The 20,282-nt window shown below is 70.8% G+C and carries 23 protein-coding genes and 1 pseudogene; 9 read left to right on the forward strand and 15 right to left on the reverse strand.

Annotation, left to right across the window (positions count from 1 at the left end):
- Window positions 1–90 precede the first annotated feature (90 nt).
- On the forward strand, window positions 91–666 hold the full coding sequence (locus AXK60_RS05460) for an HhH-GPD-type base excision DNA repair protein (protein ID WP_068570093.1): 576 nt from the start codon (window positions 91–93) through the stop codon (window positions 664–666).
- Window positions 663–1,340 (forward strand): hypothetical protein, encoded by a 678-nt coding sequence (locus AXK60_RS05465; RefSeq protein WP_068570094.1) that lies wholly within the window; start codon window positions 663–665, stop codon window positions 1,338–1,340. Before AXK60_RS05460 ends, AXK60_RS05465 begins: the two co-directional genes overlap by 4 nt.
- Here the strand turns inward: AXK60_RS05465 and AXK60_RS05470 are convergent.
- The 6 genes from AXK60_RS05470 to AXK60_RS05495 all read right to left on the reverse strand — a co-directional run bounded on the left by AXK60_RS05470 (window position 1,331) and on the right by AXK60_RS05495 (window position 5,138).
- Window positions 1,331–2,029: a hypothetical protein gene (locus tag AXK60_RS05470; protein ID WP_068570095.1), complete on the reverse strand. Its 699-nt coding sequence runs from the start codon at window positions 2,027–2,029 to the stop codon at window positions 1,331–1,333. The genes AXK60_RS05465 and AXK60_RS05470 overlap by 10 nt on opposite strands.
- Before the next feature lie 52 nt (window positions 2,030–2,081).
- Window positions 2,082–2,447, reverse strand: coding sequence for a hypothetical protein (locus AXK60_RS05475; RefSeq protein ID WP_068570096.1), 366 nt, complete (start codon window positions 2,445–2,447; stop codon window positions 2,082–2,084).
- Window positions 2,448–2,479: 32 nt separating this feature from the next.
- Window positions 2,480–2,755: a DUF3618 domain-containing protein gene (locus AXK60_RS05480; protein ID WP_068570097.1), complete on the reverse strand. Its 276-nt coding sequence runs from the start codon at window positions 2,753–2,755 to the stop codon at window positions 2,480–2,482.
- 17 nt (window positions 2,756–2,772) lie between these two features.
- A complete protein-coding gene (locus AXK60_RS05485) occupies window positions 2,773–3,768 on the reverse strand; it encodes a PE-PPE domain-containing protein (RefSeq protein WP_068570098.1) in 996 nt (331 codons plus the stop codon).
- 83 nt (window positions 3,769–3,851) lie between these two features.
- The gene (locus AXK60_RS05490; RefSeq protein WP_068570099.1) at window positions 3,852–4,655 is read right to left on the reverse strand and encodes an Fpg/Nei family DNA glycosylase; all 804 of its coding nucleotides are present in this window, start codon (window positions 4,653–4,655) and stop codon (window positions 3,852–3,854) included.
- Entirely contained in the window at window positions 4,656–5,138 is a 483-nt protein-coding gene (locus AXK60_RS05495; RefSeq protein WP_068570100.1) for a ribose-5-phosphate isomerase, read from the reverse strand.
- A 491-nt stretch (window positions 5,139–5,629) separates the two neighbouring features.
- Between AXK60_RS05495 and AXK60_RS27530 the strand changes: the two are divergent.
- Window positions 5,630–6,592: pseudogene (locus AXK60_RS27530) on the forward strand (M48 family metallopeptidase); the annotation flags it as partial.
- Window positions 6,593–6,863: 271 nt separating this feature from the next.
- Here AXK60_RS27530 and AXK60_RS05505 read toward each other — a convergent pair.
- Window positions 6,864–7,487 (reverse strand): mycothiol-dependent nitroreductase Rv2466c family protein, encoded by a 624-nt coding sequence (locus AXK60_RS05505; protein ID WP_068570102.1) that lies wholly within the window; start codon window positions 7,485–7,487, stop codon window positions 6,864–6,866.
- 215 nt (window positions 7,488–7,702) lie between these two features.
- On the opposite strand from AXK60_RS05505, the gene pepN reads away from it, so the two are divergent.
- Window positions 7,703–10,270, forward strand: coding sequence for an aminopeptidase N (gene pepN, locus AXK60_RS05510; RefSeq protein WP_068570103.1), 2,568 nt, complete (start codon window positions 7,703–7,705; stop codon window positions 10,268–10,270).
- Between the two features lie 58 nt (window positions 10,271–10,328).
- On the opposite strand, the gene AXK60_RS05515 is transcribed toward pepN, so the two are convergent.
- Window positions 10,329–10,790 carry a nuclear transport factor 2 family protein gene (locus AXK60_RS05515; RefSeq protein ID WP_068570104.1) on the reverse strand — a complete coding sequence of 154 codons (462 nt, stop codon included), beginning with the start codon at window positions 10,788–10,790 and terminating at the stop codon, window positions 10,329–10,331.
- A gap of 96 nt (window positions 10,791–10,886) precedes the next feature.
- Between AXK60_RS05515 and AXK60_RS05520 the strand changes: the two genes are divergently transcribed.
- Window positions 10,887–11,210 carry a YchJ family protein gene (locus AXK60_RS05520; protein ID WP_244881037.1) on the forward strand — a complete coding sequence of 108 codons (324 nt, stop codon included), beginning with the start codon at window positions 10,887–10,889 and terminating at the stop codon, window positions 11,208–11,210.
- Between the two features lie 92 nt (window positions 11,211–11,302).
- On the forward strand, window positions 11,303–12,811 hold the full coding sequence (locus AXK60_RS05525; protein WP_068570105.1) for an MFS transporter: 1,509 nt from the start codon (window positions 11,303–11,305) through the stop codon (window positions 12,809–12,811).
- A 68-nt stretch (window positions 12,812–12,879) separates the two neighbouring features.
- Here AXK60_RS05525 and AXK60_RS05530 read toward each other — a convergent pair whose 3' ends face one another.
- The 4 genes from AXK60_RS05530 to AXK60_RS05545 form a co-directional block, all read right to left on the reverse strand.
- Window positions 12,880–13,362 carry a DUF5130 domain-containing protein gene (locus tag AXK60_RS05530; protein WP_068570123.1) on the reverse strand — a complete coding sequence of 161 codons (483 nt, stop codon included), beginning with the start codon at window positions 13,360–13,362 and terminating at the stop codon, window positions 12,880–12,882.
- Window positions 13,349–13,606, reverse strand: coding sequence for an aa3-type cytochrome oxidase subunit CtaJ (ctaJ, locus tag AXK60_RS05535; RefSeq protein ID WP_068570106.1), 258 nt, complete (start codon window positions 13,604–13,606; stop codon window positions 13,349–13,351). Before ctaJ ends, AXK60_RS05530 begins: the two co-directional genes overlap by 14 nt.
- A gap of 65 nt (window positions 13,607–13,671) precedes the next feature.
- Window positions 13,672–14,229, reverse strand: coding sequence for an HNH endonuclease (locus AXK60_RS05540; protein ID WP_068570124.1), 558 nt, complete (start codon window positions 14,227–14,229; stop codon window positions 13,672–13,674).
- A gap of 179 nt (window positions 14,230–14,408) precedes the next feature.
- A complete protein-coding gene (locus AXK60_RS05545; protein ID WP_068570107.1) occupies window positions 14,409–15,764 on the reverse strand; it encodes a sensor domain-containing diguanylate cyclase in 1,356 nt (451 codons plus the stop codon).
- A 90-nt stretch (window positions 15,765–15,854) separates the two neighbouring features.
- Between AXK60_RS05545 and AXK60_RS05550 the strand changes: the two genes are divergently transcribed.
- A complete protein-coding gene (locus AXK60_RS05550) occupies window positions 15,855–16,259 on the forward strand; it encodes a globin (RefSeq protein ID WP_068570108.1) in 405 nt (134 codons plus the stop codon).
- Between the two features lie 13 nt (window positions 16,260–16,272).
- Window positions 16,273–17,871 carry a glycoside hydrolase family 13 protein gene (locus tag AXK60_RS05555; protein WP_068570109.1) on the forward strand — a complete coding sequence of 533 codons (1,599 nt, stop codon included), beginning with the start codon at window positions 16,273–16,275 and terminating at the stop codon, window positions 17,869–17,871.
- Between the two features lie 67 nt (window positions 17,872–17,938).
- Here the strand turns inward: AXK60_RS05555 and AXK60_RS05560 are convergent, their stop codons facing one another.
- On the reverse strand, window positions 17,939–18,424 hold the full coding sequence (locus AXK60_RS05560; protein WP_231855435.1) for a DUF4188 domain-containing protein: 486 nt from the start codon (window positions 18,422–18,424) through the stop codon (window positions 17,939–17,941).
- Window positions 18,425–18,509: 85 nt separating this feature from the next.
- On the opposite strand from AXK60_RS05560, the gene AXK60_RS27535 reads away from it, so the two are divergent.
- Window positions 18,510–19,166, forward strand: coding sequence for a MerR family transcriptional regulator (locus AXK60_RS27535; RefSeq protein WP_175399938.1), 657 nt, complete (start codon window positions 18,510–18,512; stop codon window positions 19,164–19,166).
- Here the strand turns inward: AXK60_RS27535 and AXK60_RS05570 are convergent.
- Both AXK60_RS05570 and AXK60_RS05575 read right to left on the reverse strand, forming a co-directional pair.
- On the reverse strand, window positions 19,130–19,786 hold the full coding sequence (locus AXK60_RS05570) for a DUF8185 domain-containing protein (RefSeq protein ID WP_068570112.1): 657 nt from the start codon (window positions 19,784–19,786) through the stop codon (window positions 19,130–19,132). The genes AXK60_RS27535 and AXK60_RS05570 overlap by 37 nt on opposite strands.
- Window positions 19,783–20,220: an acyl-CoA thioesterase gene (locus AXK60_RS05575; protein ID WP_269451155.1), complete on the reverse strand. Its 438-nt coding sequence runs from the start codon at window positions 20,218–20,220 to the stop codon at window positions 19,783–19,785. The genes AXK60_RS05570 and AXK60_RS05575 overlap by 4 nt, the downstream gene beginning before the upstream one ends.
- Between the last annotated feature and the right edge of the window lie 62 nt (window positions 20,221–20,282).

Below are 20,282 nucleotides of genomic sequence, written 5' to 3' on the forward strand. Positions count from 1 at the left end.
TCGATTCCGCTCGCCGTTGGCCGTCAGACCAACCCTAGCCGCCGCGTTGCTCCCGATACTGGAAGGCACGGCTGAAGTACCATGACGGCCATGGCGGTCACGTTGCACATCACGGGGGAACCCGAGTCGGACGCGGTGCTCTCCGAGCACCCGTTCGCGCTGCTCGCGGGCATGCTCCTCGATCAGCAGTTCCCCATGGAGCGGGCGTTCGCGGGTCCCTGGAAGGTCCTCGAGCGATTCGGGAGCATCGATCCCCGCGACATCGCGGTCGCGGATCCGGTGCGATTCGAGGAACTGTGCACCACCCCGCCCGCGATCCACCGCTACGGGCGCGCCATGGCGGCCCGACTGCAGGCGCTCGCGCGGATCGTCGTCGACGAGTACGACGGACACGCCGAGCGCATCTGGACCGAGGCCTCGTCCGGCGCCGATCTGGTCAAGCGGATCGAAGCGCTCCCCGGGTTCGGCGCCCAGAAGGCGAAGATCTTCGCGGCACTCGTCGGCAAGCAGCTCGGCGTGAAGCCCCGCGGGTGGGCGACGGCGGTCGGCGACTACGGCAAGGCCGGGTTCCGCTCCGTCGCGGACGTGGTCGACGGCGAGTCGCTGCAGAAGGTCCGCGCCCACAAGAAGGAGATGAAGGCGGCCGCGAAGAAGGAGGGCGCATGACGGGTCCCGGCCCGCACGGCGGGTACCACCCGCAGGAACCCGGCCAGGCGTACTCTCAGGCCCTTCCGCTGCCCGCGCCTCCGCGCGGCCCCGCCGCCCCCGGCCCCGTCCCCGGCGGCCCGCCGCCGCAGCCTCCCCGGAAGCCCTCGTCGGGCCGCAATCTCATCGTCGGCATCGTGGCCGTCGCGGCGGTGGTCGCGCTCATCGCGGCGATCGTGACGGCGGCACTGCTCAACGACTCCAAGGGGGGCAACGACCCCGGCAAGGGCGCGACGTCGGCGACGATCGACGCGACCGGTCAGGTGTTCCGGATCAACGACTGCCTCTACGACGTGCCCGAGAACCCCAAGGTCGGCAACTGCGACGACGGCGGGTCCCCGTACAAGGTCACCCAGGTGATGCCCGTGGGCGAGGCGTGCAAGAAGGAGCAGACCTCGATCGCCAAGGGGCGCGCCTACTGCCTGACCCCGAACCTCAACGTGAACTACTGCTACTCCGCCCCGGTCCCGGGAACCTGGATCAAGGCGGCCGCGCAGTGCGGCGCGCCCGGCACCATCACCGTGATCTCCGTGGTGGGCGGCCTCAAGGACTCCGCCCGCTGCACCGGCGAGTGGGACCGCAGCTACTTCTTCGACGACCCCGTCTACACCATCTGCGCCAAGTCCTACACCTGAGTCTCGGGCGAGCTCTCGGCCGAGGCCTCGGGCGCCGGCAGCACCGTCGGACCTGCGGACGGCGCGTCGATGATGCGGGCGGGGCGCGGCTGCCGCGGCTGCGCAGCCCGGGCCATCTCGTTCGCGGTGCGGAGCGCGAACTTCGGCAGGCTCGACAGCAGGTCCGTCACCGGCTCGGCGACGGTGTTGGCCGCACCCACCACGGTCTCGATGTCGCTGATCCGCTGATTCATCGCGGACACCGTGGGGGTGAGCCGGTTGAGCGCGTCGGTCATCGCGGCGAGTTGCGCGACGACACCGTCCTCCGCGGTCAGCACGTCGACGATGCCGCCGTCCCGGGTGGCACGGTCCAGCGGACCGTCGGGCCGGATGATCCGATCGACGGATCCCCCCTCGTTGAACAGGTCCGCCACCCGATCGGCCGCGCCGCCGGGACCCACCACCCGGTGGATGGCACCCTCGTCGCCGAGCAGATCGGAGACGCGGTGCACGATCGACGGCACGCGCTGCGCGGCGGTGATCAGGTTCTCGTGGCGGGTGCCGTCACCCGAACCGGGATCGAGCCGGTCCGCGGCCATCCCGACGACGTCGCGCGCCACCGCGACGGAGGTCTCCGCCGCGGCGAGGCCGAGACCCGCGGCGGCCAGCCCGACACGTGCCGGGGCGAGCAGTACTTTCGGAAACTCCATGGTTCCAGCGTAGCGCCGATCCGCGATCGCGGAATCAGGAGATTCCCTGAGGTCAGACGCCGGGTGTGGGGCTCACCACGTAGGTCACGTCACCGTCGTTCGCGGAGATCCCGACGGTGAAGCCGTGGCCCCGGTACACCGCCCCGACCCGGCCGGCGTCCAGCGGGACGCCCGGCGCGACCGGCGCGAGCCCCGCGGCGAGCAGGGCGCGGGCGGCGGCCACCGTGTCGCGTCCGTCGACGGTGACGCGCCACATCGGGTGGCCCACGTCGATCGTCTCCGCCTTGCTGACCGTGCCGACGATCGGCACCTGCGCGACGGGGTATCCGGCGGGCAACGGCGTCACGGCGCGCGGCGGCGCGCCGCAGCCGCCCGCTCCCATCGCGACCGCGGCAACGACAAGGGCGGCGCCGATCACGGCGCCGCCCCTTCTCGTCTCGAGCACGGAGATCAGATCGAGATCCGGCCCTCGGCCAGCGCTCGGATGATCTGCTTCTCGCGGCGGGCGCGGGCGACCCGCGATCCCACGACGACGAGCACCAGCACGACGGCACCGGCTGCCGCGGCGAGTACCGGCGGCTTGGTCACGGTGGCGATCACCGATTGCTGGGCCTGCTCGGCGAGCTTGCGGGGATCCGCGCGCTCCCCCAGCTGATCCAGCGTCGCCGCCAGCTGCTCCCGGGCGCGCTCGATATCGCGCTCGATGCTCTCGGTGTCACGTGCCACTTCGCTCTACCTCCGGGTCAGCCGGCCTGCAAATACTTCTCCGACTCTAGACCAGCGGTCGCGGCCGCGGCCCGCTGCGGGGCCTGGGCGGCGCGATCCGGCTCCGCGGGGAGGGCGAAGGTGGCCTGGACCTGCAGCCACTGCGCGAGGATCTGGCAGCCCGTGAGCTCGTAGTCCTCGTGCCGGAGCCGGGCGAGCGGCTCGTTCGCGTAGGCGGTGTGCCGGTCGCCGCGCAGGTTGTAGTCCCGCCCGCGGTAGTTCACCCGCGGCAGGTAGCCCAGGATCTCCCGACCGGCGGTGCGCAGCCGGTCCACGTCGCGCCGCCACTGCCGCGACCCGAACGCGGTGCGGGTGGCGTTCTGGAAGCGGTGCCCCAGGTACTCCCCGGCCGCGCGCGGCGCCCAGGTCGCCAGGTCGCGGAGCGTCAGATAGGCGGTCGCGTCGGCGATGTCACGCACGAAGGAGTCGACGCTGGCATTGCAGATGACATCCTGCGGGTGCGAGATCCACAGCAGTGGCAACCCGTCCGGCACCGCAGGTCCGTCGCCCACGACGCCCGATCCGCACAGCGCTGGGTCGCTGCCGTGCGGCCGCTCCGGGTCGGAGATCAGGCCGGCGGCGAGCACGTGCGGCGCGAGCACGGGACCGTCCGCCATCGCGCCCAGGACCCGTCGGACCACGGTGCATCCCTGCGAGTACCCGATGAGGACCACCGGCCCGTCGATCTCGGCCATCGCCACGAGAAGGCGTTCGACGCCGATCGCGACGGACTCCGCGAACGAGACGCCGTCGCGCGCCGGGACCGGGCCGTACGACGCCGGGTAGCCCACCCACCGGTCGGTGAACCGATCGTCGAGTTCCGCCACCACATGGCTGAGCATGCCGGTGACATCGGTGCGCGGATCGTCGATCCACGACTCGCCCGTACCGCCGACGGCGAGCACGGTGATCCGGGCCCGGCCGGCGTCCGCCGGTCGTCGGGCCGCCCTGCTGTGGACGGTCAGCGTGTTCATGCCCGCGACTCAACCCGCTGCGTGTGTGAACGAGCTGAAATCCATGTTAAGAAAGCGGTTCTGTGTCTGAGCTAACAGCGCGGTCAACTCTGACAGGTGGGACACCAGTAGAGGTTTCGCGCCTCCATCACCTCGGTGCGAACGGGCGTGCCGCACACCCGGCAGGGCTCGCCGGTGCGCCGGTAGACATAGGTCCGGGGCCGGTCCTCGGCGTACGACGGTGCGCCGTGGTCGTGTTCGGGACGCACTACGTGCATGCGCCCGCGCTCGACGCCGATCGGCATGAGCGCGACCAGGTCCGCCCAGATGCCGTCGAACTCCTCACCGGACACGTCCCGCCCCTCGCGGTGCGGGTCGATCCCGGCCCGGAACAGCACCTCCGCCCGGTAGACGTTGCCGACGCCCGCCAGCACCTTCTGGTCCATGAGCAGCGCGCCGATCGGTCGTCGCGAGCGCTCGATGCGCCGTCGTGCGTCGTCCGGGTCGGAGTCGGGTCGCAGCGGGTCGGGCCCGAGACGGGCCAGGACACCGTCGACCTGCTCCTCCGTGACGAGCTCGCAGGCGGTGGGGCCGCGCAGGTCCGTGCCGCCGCGCGGTCCGACGATGCGGTACCTCACCTGCCCCACGGGCGCGGGCGCGGCACCGTCGACCAGGCCGAAGTCCGTGAACGCGCCGTACAGGCCCAGGTGCACGTGCACGATCGCGCCGCCCTCGTAGCGGTGCCACAGGTGCTTGCCCCAGGAATCCGCGCGCTCGAAGACCCTGCCGTCGAGGCGCTGCGCCTCCGGTGCGAACCGCCCTTGGGGGCTGGAGACGCGGACGCCCTCGCCCCCGAACAGTGCGTCGTGGGCGAGGGCGAGCCGGTGGAGTGTGTGCCCCTCGGGCAATTACGCCTCCGGCGAGGCGGGCACCTCGGGCGCGACGCCCGTGCGCTCGTACTCCGAGAGGATGTCGATGCGGCGCTGGTGGCGCGGCTCGTCGGACCACTCGGCGGCGAGGAACGCGTCGACGATGGCGAGCGCCTCCTCCTTGCTGTGCATGCGGCCGCCGAGACCGATGAGCTGCGCGTTGTTGTGCTGCCGCGCCAGCTGCGCGGTCTCGACACTCCACGCCAGGGCGCAGCGAGCGCCGGGCACCTTGTTGGCGGCGATCTGCTCGCCGTTGCCGCTGCCGCCGAGCACGATGCCGAGGCTGCCCGGGTCGGCGACGACGCGCTTGGCGGCGTCGATGCAGAAGGCCGGGTAGTCGTCGAGGGCGTCGTAGGTGTGGGCGCCGCAGTCGACGACCTCGTGGCCGCCCGCCGTCAGGTGCTCGATGATCTGGGACTTCAGTTCGAATCCGGCGTGATCGCCGCCGAGGTAAACGCGCATGGCTACAAGTCTTGCACGCGCCGCGCGAGCATCGATGAGCGGCACAGCCTACATTCGATGGCATGGATGACAGCACCGAGCAGACACCGGGGCAGGAGCCGAAGGACGACTCCGCCCCCACCGAGTCCGCCCGCAGCGGCGCCTTCAGCTCCGAGCCGAACGAATCGACGATGCCCAGCACGGGCTTCTTCCCCGTCGTGCAGCCGGAGGACGTAGCACCGGGCGCGGACGCCGCAGCGTCCGTCTCCCCCTCGGACGCTGCGACCTCCGCGATCCCCGCCGCCGATTTCCCCACCGAGCGACACCGGACCGGCAGCCATCACGCGCTGCCCGAGCTGGGCGCGCACGACCCGGCGGTCACCGCCGGGCTCGGCGCGGCACCGTCGTATCCGGGAACCGGCGAGATCCCGCAGTTCCCGGCCGGCGCTCCCTTCGGCGCCGGGCCGCAGTTCCCGGGCGGACCGGCCGGACCCGTCGGTCCGGTGACGCCCGTGTACCAGCCGCCCGCCTACGCGGGCGCGCCCCGGCGGCACCCCTGGGAGATCCCGCTGCTGGTGATCGTGATCCTGGTGACCCTGCTCATCTACGGCGGCTCGATCCTGCTGGCGATGCTCGGCGCCATCAACGAGTACACGCTGCTCGCGCTGCTGGTCCCGATCGTCCTGTGGCTCGGGCGAGGCATCAACTGGGCCTCACCCCGGGTCCAGGGCATCCAGATGACGCCCACGCAGTTCCCCGAGGGCTATCGGATGGTGCGCGAGGCCGCGGCCCGGTACGGCATGCGCGAGGTGCCCGATGCGTTCGTCGTCCTCGGCAACGGACAGATCAACGCCTTCGCGTCCGGCCACGGGTTCCGCAGGTTCGTCGTGGTCTACAGCGACCTGTTCGAGATCGGCGGCGAGGCCCGCGATCCCGAGGCGCTGGCCTACATCATCGGTCACGAGGTGGGCCACATCGCCGCCGGCCACGTGTCCTACTGGCGCCAGGTCGGCTCGTTCGCGATGAGTTACCTGCCCGTCATCGGGACCGCGCTGTCGCGCTCGCAGGAATACACCGCCGACAACTACGGCTACTTCAACGAGCCCGCCGGGATCCCCGGCGGCATGGGCGTGCTCGGCGCCGGCAAGTACCTCGGCAAGCAGGTCGACTTCGACCAGCTCGCCGACCGCGCGTCCACCGACAAGGGCTTCTTCACCTGGGTGGTGAACCTCCTGTCATCCCATCCGGTGCTCACCTGGCGCGCCGCGGCGCTCCGCAACCGGACGCGCGCGGGCTCGCTGTGGTTCGCACCGTCCCAGCCGCTCCGCGGCATCGGCGGCGGCGCCGTCGTGCCCGCCGGGCCGGTACCCGTGTACAACCGCCAGGAGACGCTGGCCCCCGCGCCGGGCGCGGCCCCGCAGGCTCCTGCCGCGCACGGCTTCGCTCACCACGCCCCGTCGGCCGGGTACCCGCCGGCACAGCCCGCTCAGCCGGGGCAGCCCAGTCAGCAGGCGTACCCCGGCCAGCAGCCTCAGCAGGGCGGGCAACCCCCGCAGTATCCGGAGGGCGGCTACTTCGCCCAGCGCCACCAGCTCTCGAAGGACGAGTCCGGGGCGCAGGCGGAACCGGGCTCCGATGACCGGCCCGGGAACCCGGGTACGCCGCCGAACGGCCCCGCCGGCTCCTGATCCCTCCACAGCGAAGAACCCCGCCGATCGATCGGCGGGGTTCTTCGCTGTGCGGAGCTCAGTCGAACTCGGGCTCCTCGGTGCGCGTGCGCTTGAGCTCGTAGAAATGCGGGTACGCGGACAGCAGAACCGCGCCGTCCCACACCTTCCCGGCGGTCTCACCGCGCGGGATGCGCGAGAGCACCGGCCCGAAGAAGGCGACGCCGTTGATGTGGATCGTGGGGGTGCCCACGTCGTCGCCGACCTTGTCCATGCCGGCGTGGTGGCTCCTGCGCAGCTCCTCGTCGACATCGGTGCTGTTCGCGGCAGCCGCGAGGTCCGACTCGAGGCCGACCTCGGCGAGCGACTCCGCGATCACGACCGGCAGGTCCTTGTTCTGCTGGTTGTGGATCCGGGTGCCCATCGCGGTGTAGAGCTGGGGCAGCACCTCGTCGCCGTGCCGTTGGGCGGCGGCGATGAGCACGCGCACCGGGCCCCACGCCGTCTTCATCAGCTCCTGGTAGATCTCGGGCAGGTTGTCGCGGCCCTCGTTGAGCACCGCCAGGCTCATCACGTGGAAACTCACGTCGATGTCGCGGACCTTGTCGACCTCGAGGATCCAGCGCGAGGTGATCCAGCACCACGGGCACAGCGGGTCGAACCAGAAGTCGACGCGGTCCTTCGTCGGGGCGGTCTCGGTCACAGGGTCTCCTTGCGTTCGCGGTGGTCGACGGTGCCGCCGGGCACGGCGCGGACGTTCCCGGCCCGACGGTGTCGATTCTTCCCCTCGTCGCAACGCCGCGCACGCGCATGTGCTTCCCCGTCACACACTCGCGGGGCGCGGGTGGCATTGTGGAATCGGTCCCATCGAAGCGCGCAGTAGCCGAGCATGCACCCGAGCACGAAGGAGCGTCGCCCTTGTCCGCCCCCAATCTCACCCGGATCCAGGCCGCCGAACGCGCGGGAGTCGTCACCGTCTCCCGCTACGCGATCGACCTGGATCTCACCGACGGCGCGAACGCGCCCGGCGACAAGACCTTCGGCTCGACCACGACGATCACGTTCTCGGCGACGCCTGGCGCGGAGACCTTCATCGACCTCATCGCCACCGGCCTCACGGCGACCCTCAACGGGCGCCCGGTCGACACGTCCGGCTACACCGAGGAGGGCGGCCTGGCCCTGCACGGCCTCGCCGCGGAGAACGAGCTCGTGATCTCCGGGCGGTTCTTCTACTCCAACACCGGCGAGGGCCTGCACCGCTTCGTCGACCCGACCGACGCCGCGGTGTACCTGTACTCGCAGTTCGAGACCGCCGACGCCAAGCGCATGTTCGCGTGCTTCGACCAGCCCGACCTCAAGGCCGTCTTCGACGTGAGCGTGACGGCACCGTCGGCCTGGACGGTGGTGACGGGCGGCGCGGAGGCGACCAGGGAGCCGCTGCCGACCGGCGCGCACCGCTGGACCTTCGTCACGACCGAGCCGATGTCGACCTACCTCGTGGCGCTCATCGCCGGCCCGTACGCGGTGTGGACCGACGCCTACACCGATGAGCACGGCACCATCGACCTGCGCCTGTTCTGCCGCGCGAGCCTCGCCGAGCACATGGACGCCGATCGGCTGTTCGTCGAGACCAAGCAGGGTTTCGGCTTCTACCACAAGAACTTCGGGATCCCCTACGCCTTCGGCAAGTACGACCAGCTGTTCGTGCCGGAGTTCAACGCGGGCGCCATGGAGAACGCCGGCGCGGTCACCTTCCTCGAGGACTACGTCTTCCGGTCGAAGGTCACCCGCTACCTCTACGAGCGGCGCTGCGAGACGGTGCTGCACGAGATGGCGCACATGTGGTTCGGCGACCTGGTCACCATGCGGTGGTGGGACGACCTGTGGCTCAACGAGTCCTTCGCGACCTTCGCCTCCGTGCTCAGCCAGGCCGAGGCCACCGAGTACACCTCGGCGTGGACCACCTTCGCCAATGTCGAGAAGTCGTGGGCCTACCGGCAGGACCAGCTGCCGTCGACGCACCCCGTCGCCGCCGACATCCCGGACCTGCAGGCCGTGGAGGTCAACTTCGACGGCATCACCTACGCCAAGGGTGCGTCGGTGCTCAAGCAGCTCGTCGCGTACGTGGGCCTCGAGCCCTTCCTCGCCGGCCTGCGCGCCTACTTCGCCGAGCACAAGTTCGGCAACGCCACCTTCGACGACCTGCTCCGGGCGTTGGAGGCCTCCTCCGGGCGCGACCTGTCGGACTGGGGCGCGCAGTGGCTCAAGACCACCGGCATCAACATCCTGCGCCCCGACTTCGAGGTCGACGACGCCGGGAACTTCACCCGGTTCACCATCGTCCAGGAGGGCGCACAGCCCGGCGCGGGCGAGCTGCGCACGCACCGCCTCGCGGTGGGCGTCTACGCGGATCAGGATGGGAAACTGGTGCGCACCGAGCGCGTCGAGCTGGACGTCGCCGGCGAGCGCACGGACGTGCCGGAGCTCGTGGGCGTGCACCGCGGCGAGCTGGTGCTCCTCAACGACGACGACCTCACCTACTGCTCGGTGCGGCTGGACCCGGTCTCGCTGGACACGGTCACCGGCCGCATCGCCGATATCGCGGAGTCGCTGCCCCGCACCCTCGGCTGGTCCGCGGCGTGGGAGATGACCCGACAGGCCGAGATGCGGGCGCGCGACTTCGTCGAGCTCGTGCTCGGCGGCATCGGTGCCGAGACCGAGGTGGGCGTGGTGCAGCGCGTCGTGCTGCAGGCGCAGACCGCGGTCGAGTCGTACGCGGATCCGACCTGGGCCGACGCGGAGGGCCGCGAGCGGCTCGCCGCCGGACTGCTGGAGCTCGCCCGGGACGCTGAGGCGGGCTCGGACTTCCAGCTGGCCTTCGTCAACGCGCTCGCGGCGTCCGCCCTGGGTCGCGCCGAGATCGATGCCCTCCGTGCGCTGTACGACGAGGCCGAGCCCGCCACCGTCGGGCTCGCCGGCCTGACGGTCGATACCGATCTGCGGTGGCGGCTGCTCACCGCGCTGGCCCGCGCCGGCGTCGTCGGGGTGGACGAGATCGACGCGGAGGTCCTCCGCGATCCCACCGCCGCGGGCGAGCGCTCGGCCGCGGCCGCGCTCGCCGCGCGCCCGGACATCCGGGTCAAGGAGGAGGCCTGGGAGAAGGTCTTCGGCGACGACTCGCTGTCGAACACGCTGACCCGCGCCATCACCGCGGGCATCGGCGGCCCCGGTCAGGGCGAGCTGCTCGCGCCCTTCACGCCGCGCTACTTCGCGTCGATCGACGAGGTGTGGGGCCGCCGCTCCTCCGAGGTCGCGCAGACCGTCGTCGTGGGCCTGTACCCGTCGTGGGACATCTCCGACGGTGCCGTGGCCGCCGCCGACGCGTGGCTCGCGGGAGAGCACCCGCCGGCGCTGCGCCGCCTGGTACTCGAGGGCCGCGCGGGCATCGTCCGCTCGCTGGCGGCCCGCGCCTTCGACCGGTCCTGACCCATCGAACGCCGCGGCCCCGGGATCGAAGGATCCCGGGGCCGCGGTCGCCCGTGGCTCAGCTGATGAACGGGTGCCCGCTCACGGTCCTGCCGGGGTCGTCCTGGATCACGTCCCAGTGCTCGACGATCTTGCCGCCCGCGACGCGGAAGATGTCGGCGACCGCCTGCGCCTTGCCGTCGTAGACGGACTTCGCGTAGACGACCACGTAGTCGCCGTCGGCGACCACGCGCACGATCGAGGTGCTGTACTTCGGGTCCTTCACGACGGGACCGAGAACCTTGACGAAGGCCTCGCGCCCGTCGGCCACCTCGGGATTGTGTTGGATGTAGTTCTCACCGATGTAGCGCTGGGCGGCTCCCGCGATGTCGCGGTGCACGAAACCCTCGGTGTAGAAGGCGGTCACGACCTCCTTGGGGGTCGACGGTGCCGCACTCGCCTGGGCCGCGACGCCGAGCACCAGTGCACCGACGGTGAACAGCGCCGCGACGGCGTTGCGGATCGTCCGGTTGAGGTTCATCCCGTATCCAATCATTGAAACTTCAATACTTTTATTCGATCAGAACACGATCGAACGCGACGCACAACGTGATGCCCATCGCCGTACGCTGCACACATGGACGCGCGCCACACTCCCGACACCGCCGAAGCACTGATGCGTTCCCGCTTCGCCGCGTTCCGCGACGGCGACGTGGAATGGCTCCTCGCGTCGTGGCATCCGAGCACCCGCCCGGCGGATCTCGAGCTCGACGAGGACGTGCGCTGGCGCGGACTCCAGATCGTCGACACCGTCGACGGCGCCGCCGGCGACGGGACGGGCGTCGTGGAGTTCCGAGCCACCTACCTCGCCGCCGGGGAGCTCGGCGTGCTCCACGAGCGGTCGCGCTTCGTCCGGGAGGACGACGCATGGTTCTACGTCGACGGCGACCTCTTCACCTGATCCACTCCCCGATACCACCCCATATCGGCGCATACCGTCCGCCGTTCCGGACCCCGCGCCTCATGATTAGAAAATCTTGTTAGCGTGGAGAAATGGACAGGACGCGAACGGAATCGGGCGAACTGCACATAGCGGGCTGGGGCACCGAGAGTGTTCGATCCTCTCGCCGCCGTACGCTGGCGCGGCTCTTCCGGCGCAAGCCGCCGCTCACCGAGGAGTCGATCACGGTCGTCGACCAGCCGATGCTCAAGCGGGCGATCACCGCCGCCGCACTGGGCAACATGATGGAGTGGTTCGACTTCGGCGTGTACGCCTACCTCGCCACGACGCTCGGCAAGGTGTTCTTCGAGAGCCTTTCGCACACCGGTCAGCTGCTCGCGACCTTCGGCACCTTCGCCGCCGCGTTCTTCGTCCGCCCGCTGGGCGGAATCGTCTTCGGACTGATGGGCGACCGCGTCGGCCGGCAGAAGGTCCTCGCGGCCACCATGATCATGATGTCGATCGGCACCTTCGCCGTGGGCGTCATTCCGTCGTACGCCGCGATCGGGATGTGGGCGCCGATCCTCTTGCTGTGCGCCCGGCTCGTGCAGGGCTTCTCCACGGGCGGCGAGTACGGCGGCGCGACCACCTTCATCGCCGAGTACTCCCCGGACAAGCGCCGCGGCTTCCTCGGCAGTTGGCTCGACTTCGGCACGTTCATCGGCTATTCGTGCGCATCGCTGCTGGTCACGGTCCTCAACGCAGCGCTCTCCGAGGCGGACATGCTGTCGTGGGGGTGGCGCATCCCCTTCTTCATCGCGGGCCCGATGGGCCTGATCGGCCTGTACCTGCGCCTCAAGCTCGAGGACACCCCCGCTTTCCAGGCCCAGTTGGACGCCCACGAGGACGCACTGAAGGCGGTGCAGACGCCCCAGCACGAGCTGCGCATGATCATCACGAAGCTCTGGCGCCCACTGCTCGTGTGCATGGGCCTGGTGATCCTCTACAACGTGACCAACTACATGATCACCGCCTACCTACCTACCTATCTCACCGAGGTGGCGCACCGCACCCAGCTGACCGCGGACATGCTGGTGCTGCTCGCGATGCTCGTCGTGGTCGCGCTGATCCTGATCGTGGGACACCTGAGCGACATCGTGGGCCGCAGGGCCGTCTTCGCGACCGCGGCGGTCGCGCAGATCGTCGTCGCGGTGCCCGCGTTCTGGCTCTTCAGTCACGGCTCGCTCTGGGGCCCGGTGGTGGCCTGCATCGTGTTCGGCGCCGTTCTGGCCTGCTTCGCGGCGCCCACCGCCTCGACGCTGCCCGCCCTGTTCCCCACCGCCGTCCGGTACGGCGCTCTGGGACTCGGCTTCAACGTGGCCGTCTCGGCGTTCGGCGGCACGACCCCACTCATCACGTCCGCGCTGGTCGACGCTACGAAGAACGACCTGGTACCGGGCTTCTACCTGATCGTCAGCGGCATCGTCGGCCTGATCGCCGTCATCGCGATGCGCGAGACCGCCACCCAGCCCCTGCTCGGCTCCGCGCCGCAGGTGGACACCCCGGAGGAGGCGACGGAGCTGTACGAGGAGGCCCGGGACCTGGCGGCGGCCGAGCACTGACCTCGGTCCGGAGACGAAGGAACGGCCCACCGGATCGGATCCGGTGGGCCGTTCGTTCGTGCTGACTACTACGCCGTGGGTGGCTTCACGGCCGAGGCCATGACGCGCAGCGCGGCGATGAGGCCGTCGATGAGATCCCCGGCCTGGAAGGGCGGGATCGCGGCGGTCACGCCGAGCTGAGCGACCTTGTCGCCCAGGCGGTCGGCGACGCCGCTACCGGTGAGCACGACGATGTCGCGCGTGTTCGGCGAGACGGCGATGAGCGCGGCGTACTCCGGCTCGGGAGCCTGACGGAGCACCGCCTCGGCACCGGCGTGCGCATCGTCACCCAGGTCGCCGATGTACACCGAGAAACGGGCGTTCGCGTCGCGGGTCGCGCGGATCAGCGCCTCGTCGAGGCCGATCAGCTCCTCGCGCGAGAAGGGCGGGTTGACCGGGCTGTCGCTCGCCTGACGGGCCGCCGAGATGCGCCCGCTGGAGGTGATGGCCGTCCCGATGGGCAGGTCGCCCTGCGGAACGGCGACGGTCTGCGTGTGATCACCACTTGCCACGAGCGGCACCCCCGATCAGGTTCTCGTTGTCATGGTCGTCGTGGTGCCCGCCGTGCGGCCCCACCTGCGCCTCGTCGACCGCGCTGAACAGCATGGGCTCGCGGGTCCACGGCTCGCCGAGCTTGTACTCGTCCGGCTGCTGGTACTTCTCGTTGCGGCCGGTGGCCATCGAGATGACACACAGGACGACGATGACGATCGTGGCGATCACCGTGATCCCGCCGATGATGTTGAGCAAGCTCACTGTGGGCCCCTTTCCTGTCTGTGCGAACGCCCCACGGCGCTGGTCGGTCTGCAGAACAACTTAGCCTATGCCGCATCGAGGTCGAGATACCGACTCCACATCGGGTCGACCTCCTTGAGGGTCGACAGCAACCGCCAGTGCCGGCCCTGCGGCGCCCGCGGTTCCGTGCGGAGCTTCCAGCCGATTTCGGACAGCAGCCGGTCGGCCTTGCGGTGGTTGCAGGGGGCGCAGCAGGCCACACAGTTCTCCCACCCGTGGGCACCGCCCCGGGAGCGCGGCTGAACGTGGTCGATGGTGTCGGCCTTACCCCCGCAGTAGCCGCAGCGGAACCGGTCGCGATGCATGAGCGCGGCCCGGGTCATCGGTACCTGCGCCCGGTACGGCACGCGGACGTACGTGCGCAGCCGGATCACCGAGGGCACAGACAGCGAACGGTCCGCTGAATGCACCAGCGGACCGTTCGGATCGTCGTGGACCACATCGGCCCTATCCCTGAGCATGAGGACTATCGCCCTCCGCATCGAGATCGCGGTCAATGGCTCGTAGGTGGCGTTGAGGAGCAGCACCCGCCGCTTGCCCCACACCGACCCGCTGGGCGGGGTGTCGCCGGCGAGCGCGACCATCGCGGGGGCACCCGCGGCGTGCGTCCGCTTCATCGACTCTCCTCACCCTAGCGCCGACCCGCCGGGTTCGGCCGGGTCGTCCGCCTCTAGTAGTGCACCACGGACGACCGGTATCCGCACGGTGATTTCCGCGCATTTCCCGCGGCGAGTCGGCGCACAACCGGTGAACGCGAGGTGACCTACCCGACCACCACCCGGTTCCTGCCCAGGCCCTTGGCCCGGTACAGCCGACGGTCCGCCTCGCCGAGCAGCTGCGCGGCCGTGGACGTCGCGATCGAGCCGGACGCCCCACCGCAGCTGACCGAGACCGGGCGGGCACCGTCGTGGGTGAGTCCGAGGGCGAGCACGTCCGCGCGGACCTGCTCGAGGAGTGCCGGGAGGTCGACGGGGCCCTCGATGACGAGTCCGAATTCGTCGCCGCCCAACCGCGCCGCCGTGCTCCGCACCGCCGAGCCCGCTCGGGCCAGCACTCCGGCGACGGACTGCAGCGCGGCGTCCCCGGCCCCGTGCCCCCGCGCATCGTTGTACCCCTTGAAGTCATCGACGTCGATGACCGCGACGTGCACCGCGTCCCCACCCCGCGACGTCCGCCAGGCCTCGTCGAGCGCGCTGCCGAACCCCCGACGATTGGCGATCCCCGTGAGGTCGTCGAGCTCGACCAATCGGCCCAGTTTGAGGACCTCGCGGGCGGCCGCGCGACGGGCGATCACCTGCGGACTGATGTCGGTGAGCATGCTGACGATGCGCAGCGGACGCCCGTCGGGCCCGCGTTCGGTGACCCGGCCCTGCCCGAGGCCCCACAACCACTCACCCGACCGGGTCTTCAGACGGTGCTCGAAGGAGAAGCTCGGGGTCTCGCCACGCAGGTGGCGCCACACGGCGGCCAACGCGGGCGTCAGGTCCTCGGAGTGCACCCGGCGCTCCCATTCGACGGGACTCGAACCTATCTCGTCCTCGTGGCCCGCGTAGCCGAGCACCGCCTTCCAGCGGGCCGACAGGAACACCTCGCCCGACGTGAGGTCCCACTCGGCGACCCCGTCCCCCGCGACGTCGACGACGAACTGCCAGCGCGCCCGCGCGTTCTCCAGTTCGGCCGCCGCGCGCCGCGATTCGGTGACGTCCCGGGAGATCCCGATGAGACCGATGACGGCTCCGTCGGCGCCCCGGTAGGGAGCCTTGAGGGACATGAAGGTGCGCACCCGACCCTCGACGACGGGTGTCTCCTCGACCTCGCGCGCCGTCCCGCTGCTCATGATGGCGCGATCGGTGGCCATGAGTCGCGCCGCGAACGCCGGCCCGAAGAAGTCGGTGTCGTCGCGCCCCAGGACCTCCTCGACCGGCGCGCCCTTGACCTTCGCCGCCGCCGCGTTGAGGAACACGTACCGGCCCTCGAGGTCCTTGACGAACACCAGGTCCGGAGCCGCGTCCGCGATGGCCTGCAGCATCCGGAGGGTGGCGAGACCGCGGTCCTCGGCGGACCGCGTCGACTCGTCGATCATCGCGCGCAACCGCTCGATCTCCCCGTCACCGTCCACGGATCGAACAATAGCGGCGGGCCCCGGCCACCGTCGTCGCGCCGCGCTGCCGGTCCGGAGCGGCTGCCCCGCCCGTGCGAGACTGGAGAGGTGAGCACGCCCGACCAGCAGAGCTTCTACGACGCCGTCGGCGGCGCGGACACCTTCCAGGAGCTGATCCACCGCTTCTACCAGGAGGTCGCTCGCGACGAGCTGCTGCGACCCCTGTACCCCGAGGAGGACCTCGGCCCCGCCGAGGTCCGCCTGCGGATGTTCTTCGAGCAGTACTGGGGCGGCCCGCGCACCTACTCCGAGCAGCGCGGCCACCCGCGGCTCCGGATGCGGCACGTGCCGTACCGGATCACCGAGATCGAGCGCGACGCGTGGCTGCGGTGCATGGACACGGCGATCGCCTCGATCGACGACGTGCGGATGAGCCCCGATCGCAAGCAGCAGCTCAGGAACTACTGTGAGATGGCCGCACAGATGCTCGTGAACACCCCCATGGGCGGATGACTTGAGGAGTGAGATGACGCCACCCGTCCGCACGCCCCGCTACACCGACGCCCCGTGGTGGAAGGACGCGATCTTCTACCAGGTGTACCCCCGGTCCTTCTCCGACTCCAACGGTGACGGCGTGGGGGACCTGCGCGGCGTGATCGACCGGTTGGGCTACCTCGAGCTGCTCGGCGTCGACGCGCTGTGGCTCTCGCCGGTGATGCGCTCCCCCATGGCCGACCACGGCTACGACGTCTCGGATCCGCGCGACATCGACCCGCTGTTCGGGACCATCGAGGACATGGACGAGCTGATCCGGACCGCGCACGCGCACCGGATCCGCGTGACCATGGACCTGGTGCCGAACCACACCTCCGATCAGCACCCGTGGTTCCGCGCCGCGCTGGCGGCGGGCCCGGGCAGCGCGGAGCGCGAGCGCTACGTCTTCCGCGAGGGCCGCGGGCCGAACGGTGACGAGCCGCCGAACAACTGGCCCAGCATCTTCGGCGGCCCGGCCTGGCATCGCGTGACCGAGCCCGACGGGACGCCGGGCCAGTGGTACCTGCACATCTTCGCCCCCGAGCAGCCGGATCTGAACTGGCACAGCGAGGAGGTCTTCCAGGATCTGGCACAGACCCTGCGGTTCTGGCTGAACCGCGGGGTGGACGGTTTCCGGATCGACGTCGCGCACGGGATGGCCAAGCCGGCGGGGCTGCCGGACATGGACCTGGTGAACAACCAGATCATGGACAACGACGAGAACGACCTGCGGTTCAACGATCCCGGGGTGCATGCGATCCACCGGCGCATCCGCGCCGTGATGGACGAGTTCCCGGGACGCGTCACCGTCGGCGAGATCTGGGTGAAGGACAACGACCGCTTCGCCGAGTACATCCGGCCCGACGAGCTGCACCTGGGCTTCAACTTCCGCCTGGCGGAAGCGGAGTGGGACGCGCGGGAGATCCGCGCGGCGATCGACAACTCGCTCATCGCGGTCGAGTCGGTGAACGGCATCCCCACGTGGACGCTGTCCAACCACGACGTTCCCCGCGAGGTCACGCGGTACGGCGGCGGCGATCTGGGCGTGGCGCGGGCGCGGGCGATGATCCTCGTGGAGCTGGCGCTGCCCGGAACGGCGTTCCTCTACAACGGCTCCGAGTTGGGCCTACCCAATGTCGAGCTGCCCGACGAGGCGCTGCAGGACCCCACGTGGGAGCGCTCCGGGCACGCCGAGCGCGGCCGCGACGGCTGCCGCGTCCCCCTGCCCTGGCAGGGAACCCTTCCGCCGTACGGCTTCTCGACGGAGCCGGACACCTGGCTGCCGATGCCGGACGACTGGAAGGACCTCACGGCGGAGGCCGAGCTCGAGGACCTCGACTCGACGCTCACGCTCTACCGCACCGCGATCGAGCTGCGGCGCATGCGGCCGGAGTTCCGTGGCGACGCGATCGAGTGGTACGGCGCTCCCCGCCCGGGTGTGCTGGCGTTCCGCCGGGTCGACGGCCGCCTGACCTGCGTGCTCAACGCGTCGGACGACCCCGTCGAACTGCCCGGGGGCGAGGTCGTCCTCGCCAGCGCACCGCTGGTCGACGGTCTGCTGCCCCCGAACGCCGCCTGCTGGCTCGCGTAGCGCGCTGTCGGCGGACGCGGCTGCGCCTGATCCGCCCTCCCGGCTTCCCGGCTTCCGCCGAGACCGATCAGGCGCCGATGCGCTCGCGCGCCGACGTACCGCGCCGCCCGACGGGCTGCACGCCGACCGCCGCGCCGAGCCCGACCGGCTTCGCGAGGTCGCCGTAGATCGACTCGTGTCCGCCGGCGGGCACGCGGTAGGTCTCGTGCCAGATCCCCGCACGCGAGCGCCCGTCCTGGTGGGTCATCGCGTAGAACTTCAACCACGCGGGGCGGTGCCGGAAGTCGGTCGACCGGGCGTATCGCTCCAGGTCCTCGAAGCTGCGCCAGTACTGGACCGCCATCGGCCCGGTCGTCGTGAACGCGTTGTAGCCGCCGAGGAACCCGATCGCGCCGCCGCGCCGGCGATCACGCTTGAGCTCTCGCTGCATGCCGAACATCGAGCGGGTGAGGAAGACCGCCTGCCCGAGATTCCACGTAGGACGCGGCTGCATCCCGATCAGGAAGACGATCACATCACCGTCATGGGCGTCGGTCTTGATGTCGTGCTTCACGGTGCGCCTCCCGAGGCAGCATTGGATAGTGACACTCTCCATATTGGAGAGTGAAGCTATCCCGTGTCAAGATCGAATCATGCGATTGTCCGAGTTATCCGCCGAGACCGGCGTCAGCACCGCGTCGCTGAAGTTCTATCTCCGGGAGTCGCTGCTCGAGCCCGGCGTGCCGCGCACGCGCACCCAGGCCGACTACGGCCCCGCGCACGTCGAACGGGTGCGCCTCATCCGCGCCCTCGTCGAATCGGGCGGCCTGTCCCTCGCCCAGGTCCGGCGCGTCATCGACGCTCTGGACAGCCCGACGGTGCCGCGCCACGAGCTGCTCGGGGTCGCGCAGGACGCGCTCGCGGACGGCACCGCCTACGACGAGGATCCCGACTGGACCGCTACCGCCGTCGCCTTCGTCGAGCACCGCGACTGGCGGATCCGCGACGGCGATGTCCTGCTCCCCCAACTCGGATCGCAGCTCAAGGCGCTCGCCGAGACCTGCGACGTGGGCAGCACCAGCACCCTCGACCGCTGGGCGGACGCCGCGGAGGGCATCGCCGCCGGCGACCTCGACACACTGACGGACGACGACGAGCAGGCGCTGCGCACCGCGATCGTGGGCACGGTCCTCTCCGACCGAGTGCTGCAGACCCTGCGCCGCCTGGCGCAGCAGAACCTCACCGCGACGCTCCTCGAGCGCGCCACCGAGGCCGAGCGTCAGACCAACAGGCCGGGCCCGGATTCCCTTCGCTGATACAGCGATCCGTACCGCGCGTCCACCCGCACCCACGTCGCCGACGCCGACACCCGGACGGGCTCGTCGGCACCGTCGGCGGCGAAGCCCATCGCCTCCAGCGCGAACGCCGTGCGCAGCGCGATCGGCACGGTGGTCTCCCCCGAGCTCACGCTGACCACCTCCGAGTCCAGCAGCGACGCCGGCGGCCCGGCGGGACCGCCCGCCTCCCGTCCCACCTCGACGCCGCGCGCCGCGACGTCCCGCAACGCGCGCGCAGGTACCTCGTCGACGGTGACGAAACCCGTTGCGGGTGGGAGCGCGCCGCGCCAGGCCGAATCGAGGGCGAAGCCCACGTCGACGTACCCGCCCGCGTGCTGCCGGTCGCCCGCGGGATCCTCTCGCAGGGAATCGAGGACGGTCGTGGCGCTGCACACGAGTGACTCCGGCGCGACAGTACCGGTGAGCACCCGGACCACGAGGACGCCGAAGCCCGTTCGGCCCCAGACCTCGACGTGGTCGTCGTCGCGCCGCCGGACCCGGACGACGGCCGAGTCGTCGGTGCGCAGCAGCCGGGTGACGAACGCCGCGAGGTTCGCCCGCGGCCGCGCCCCGGGCACCGTCAGCCTCCGGTCGCTCACCGGGAGAACGACTTCAGGTAGTCGCGCTGCTCTCCGGACAGGCGGCGCACCCGCTGCTCCGCCACGTCGAAGGCGGCCAGGCGCACGTGCGCCACCACGGCCGGCGCGGTGTCGAGCAGGGCGCCCGCGGGCCGGACCTCGTGGTGCACCACGAAGTCGGCCGCCCGCACGGCGGACGTCCACACCGTCACCTGCAGCGGCGAATCCTGGTGCCGCAGTTGCCCGCGGTACTCGACCTCCAGCTTGGCCAGCAGCAGTCCCTCGAGCAGGTCGCGGGTGGGCGCGTCCGGCGCGAAGAGCAGCGGGATCCGCGCCTCCTCCAGCAGCGTCACCATGCGCGCGTTGTTGATGTGCTGGTAGACGTCCATATCGGACCAGCGGACGTCGACGGGCACCGTCAGGACGGAGGCACCGTCGGCGGAGACGGTGCGCAGGCCCGTGACGCCCGCTGCGGTGAAGCTGTAGTCGGTCACGCCCTCAACGCTAGCCGACCACC

This window comes from Tsukamurella pseudospumae (genome assembly GCF_001575195.1).
Lineage (GTDB): Bacteria > Actinomycetota > Actinomycetes > Mycobacteriales > Mycobacteriaceae > Tsukamurella > Tsukamurella pseudospumae.

Coding starts and splice junctions, on each gene's coding strand:
- AXK60_RS05515 (WP_068570104.1), bottom strand. CDS start 10,790: ATGAACCTCAACCGGACGATCCGCAACGCCGTCGCGGCGCTGTTCACC.
- AXK60_RS05485 (WP_068570098.1), bottom strand. CDS start 3,768: ATGAACACGCTGACCGTCCACAGCAGGGCGGCCCGACGACCGGCGGAC.
- AXK60_RS05555 (WP_068570109.1), top strand. CDS start 16,273: ATGACGCCACCCGTCCGCACGCCCCGCTACACCGACGCCCCGTGGTGG.
- AXK60_RS05460 (WP_068570093.1), top strand. CDS start 91: ATGGCGGTCACGTTGCACATCACGGGGGAACCCGAGTCGGACGCGGTG.
- AXK60_RS05540 (WP_068570124.1), bottom strand. CDS start 14,229: ATGGTCGCGCTCGCCGGCGACACCCCGCCCAGCGGGTCGGTGTGGGGC.
- AXK60_RS05470 (WP_068570095.1), bottom strand. CDS start 2,029: ATGGAGTTTCCGAAAGTACTGCTCGCCCCGGCACGTGTCGGGCTGGCC.
- AXK60_RS05495 (WP_068570100.1), bottom strand. CDS start 5,138: ATGCGCGTTTACCTCGGCGGCGATCACGCCGGATTCGAACTGAAGTCC.
- AXK60_RS05525 (WP_068570105.1), top strand. CDS start 11,303: ATGGACAGGACGCGAACGGAATCGGGCGAACTGCACATAGCGGGCTGG.
- AXK60_RS05465 (WP_068570094.1), top strand. CDS start 663: ATGACGGGTCCCGGCCCGCACGGCGGGTACCACCCGCAGGAACCCGGC.
- AXK60_RS05520 (WP_244881037.1), top strand. CDS start 10,887: ATGGACGCGCGCCACACTCCCGACACCGCCGAAGCACTGATGCGTTCC.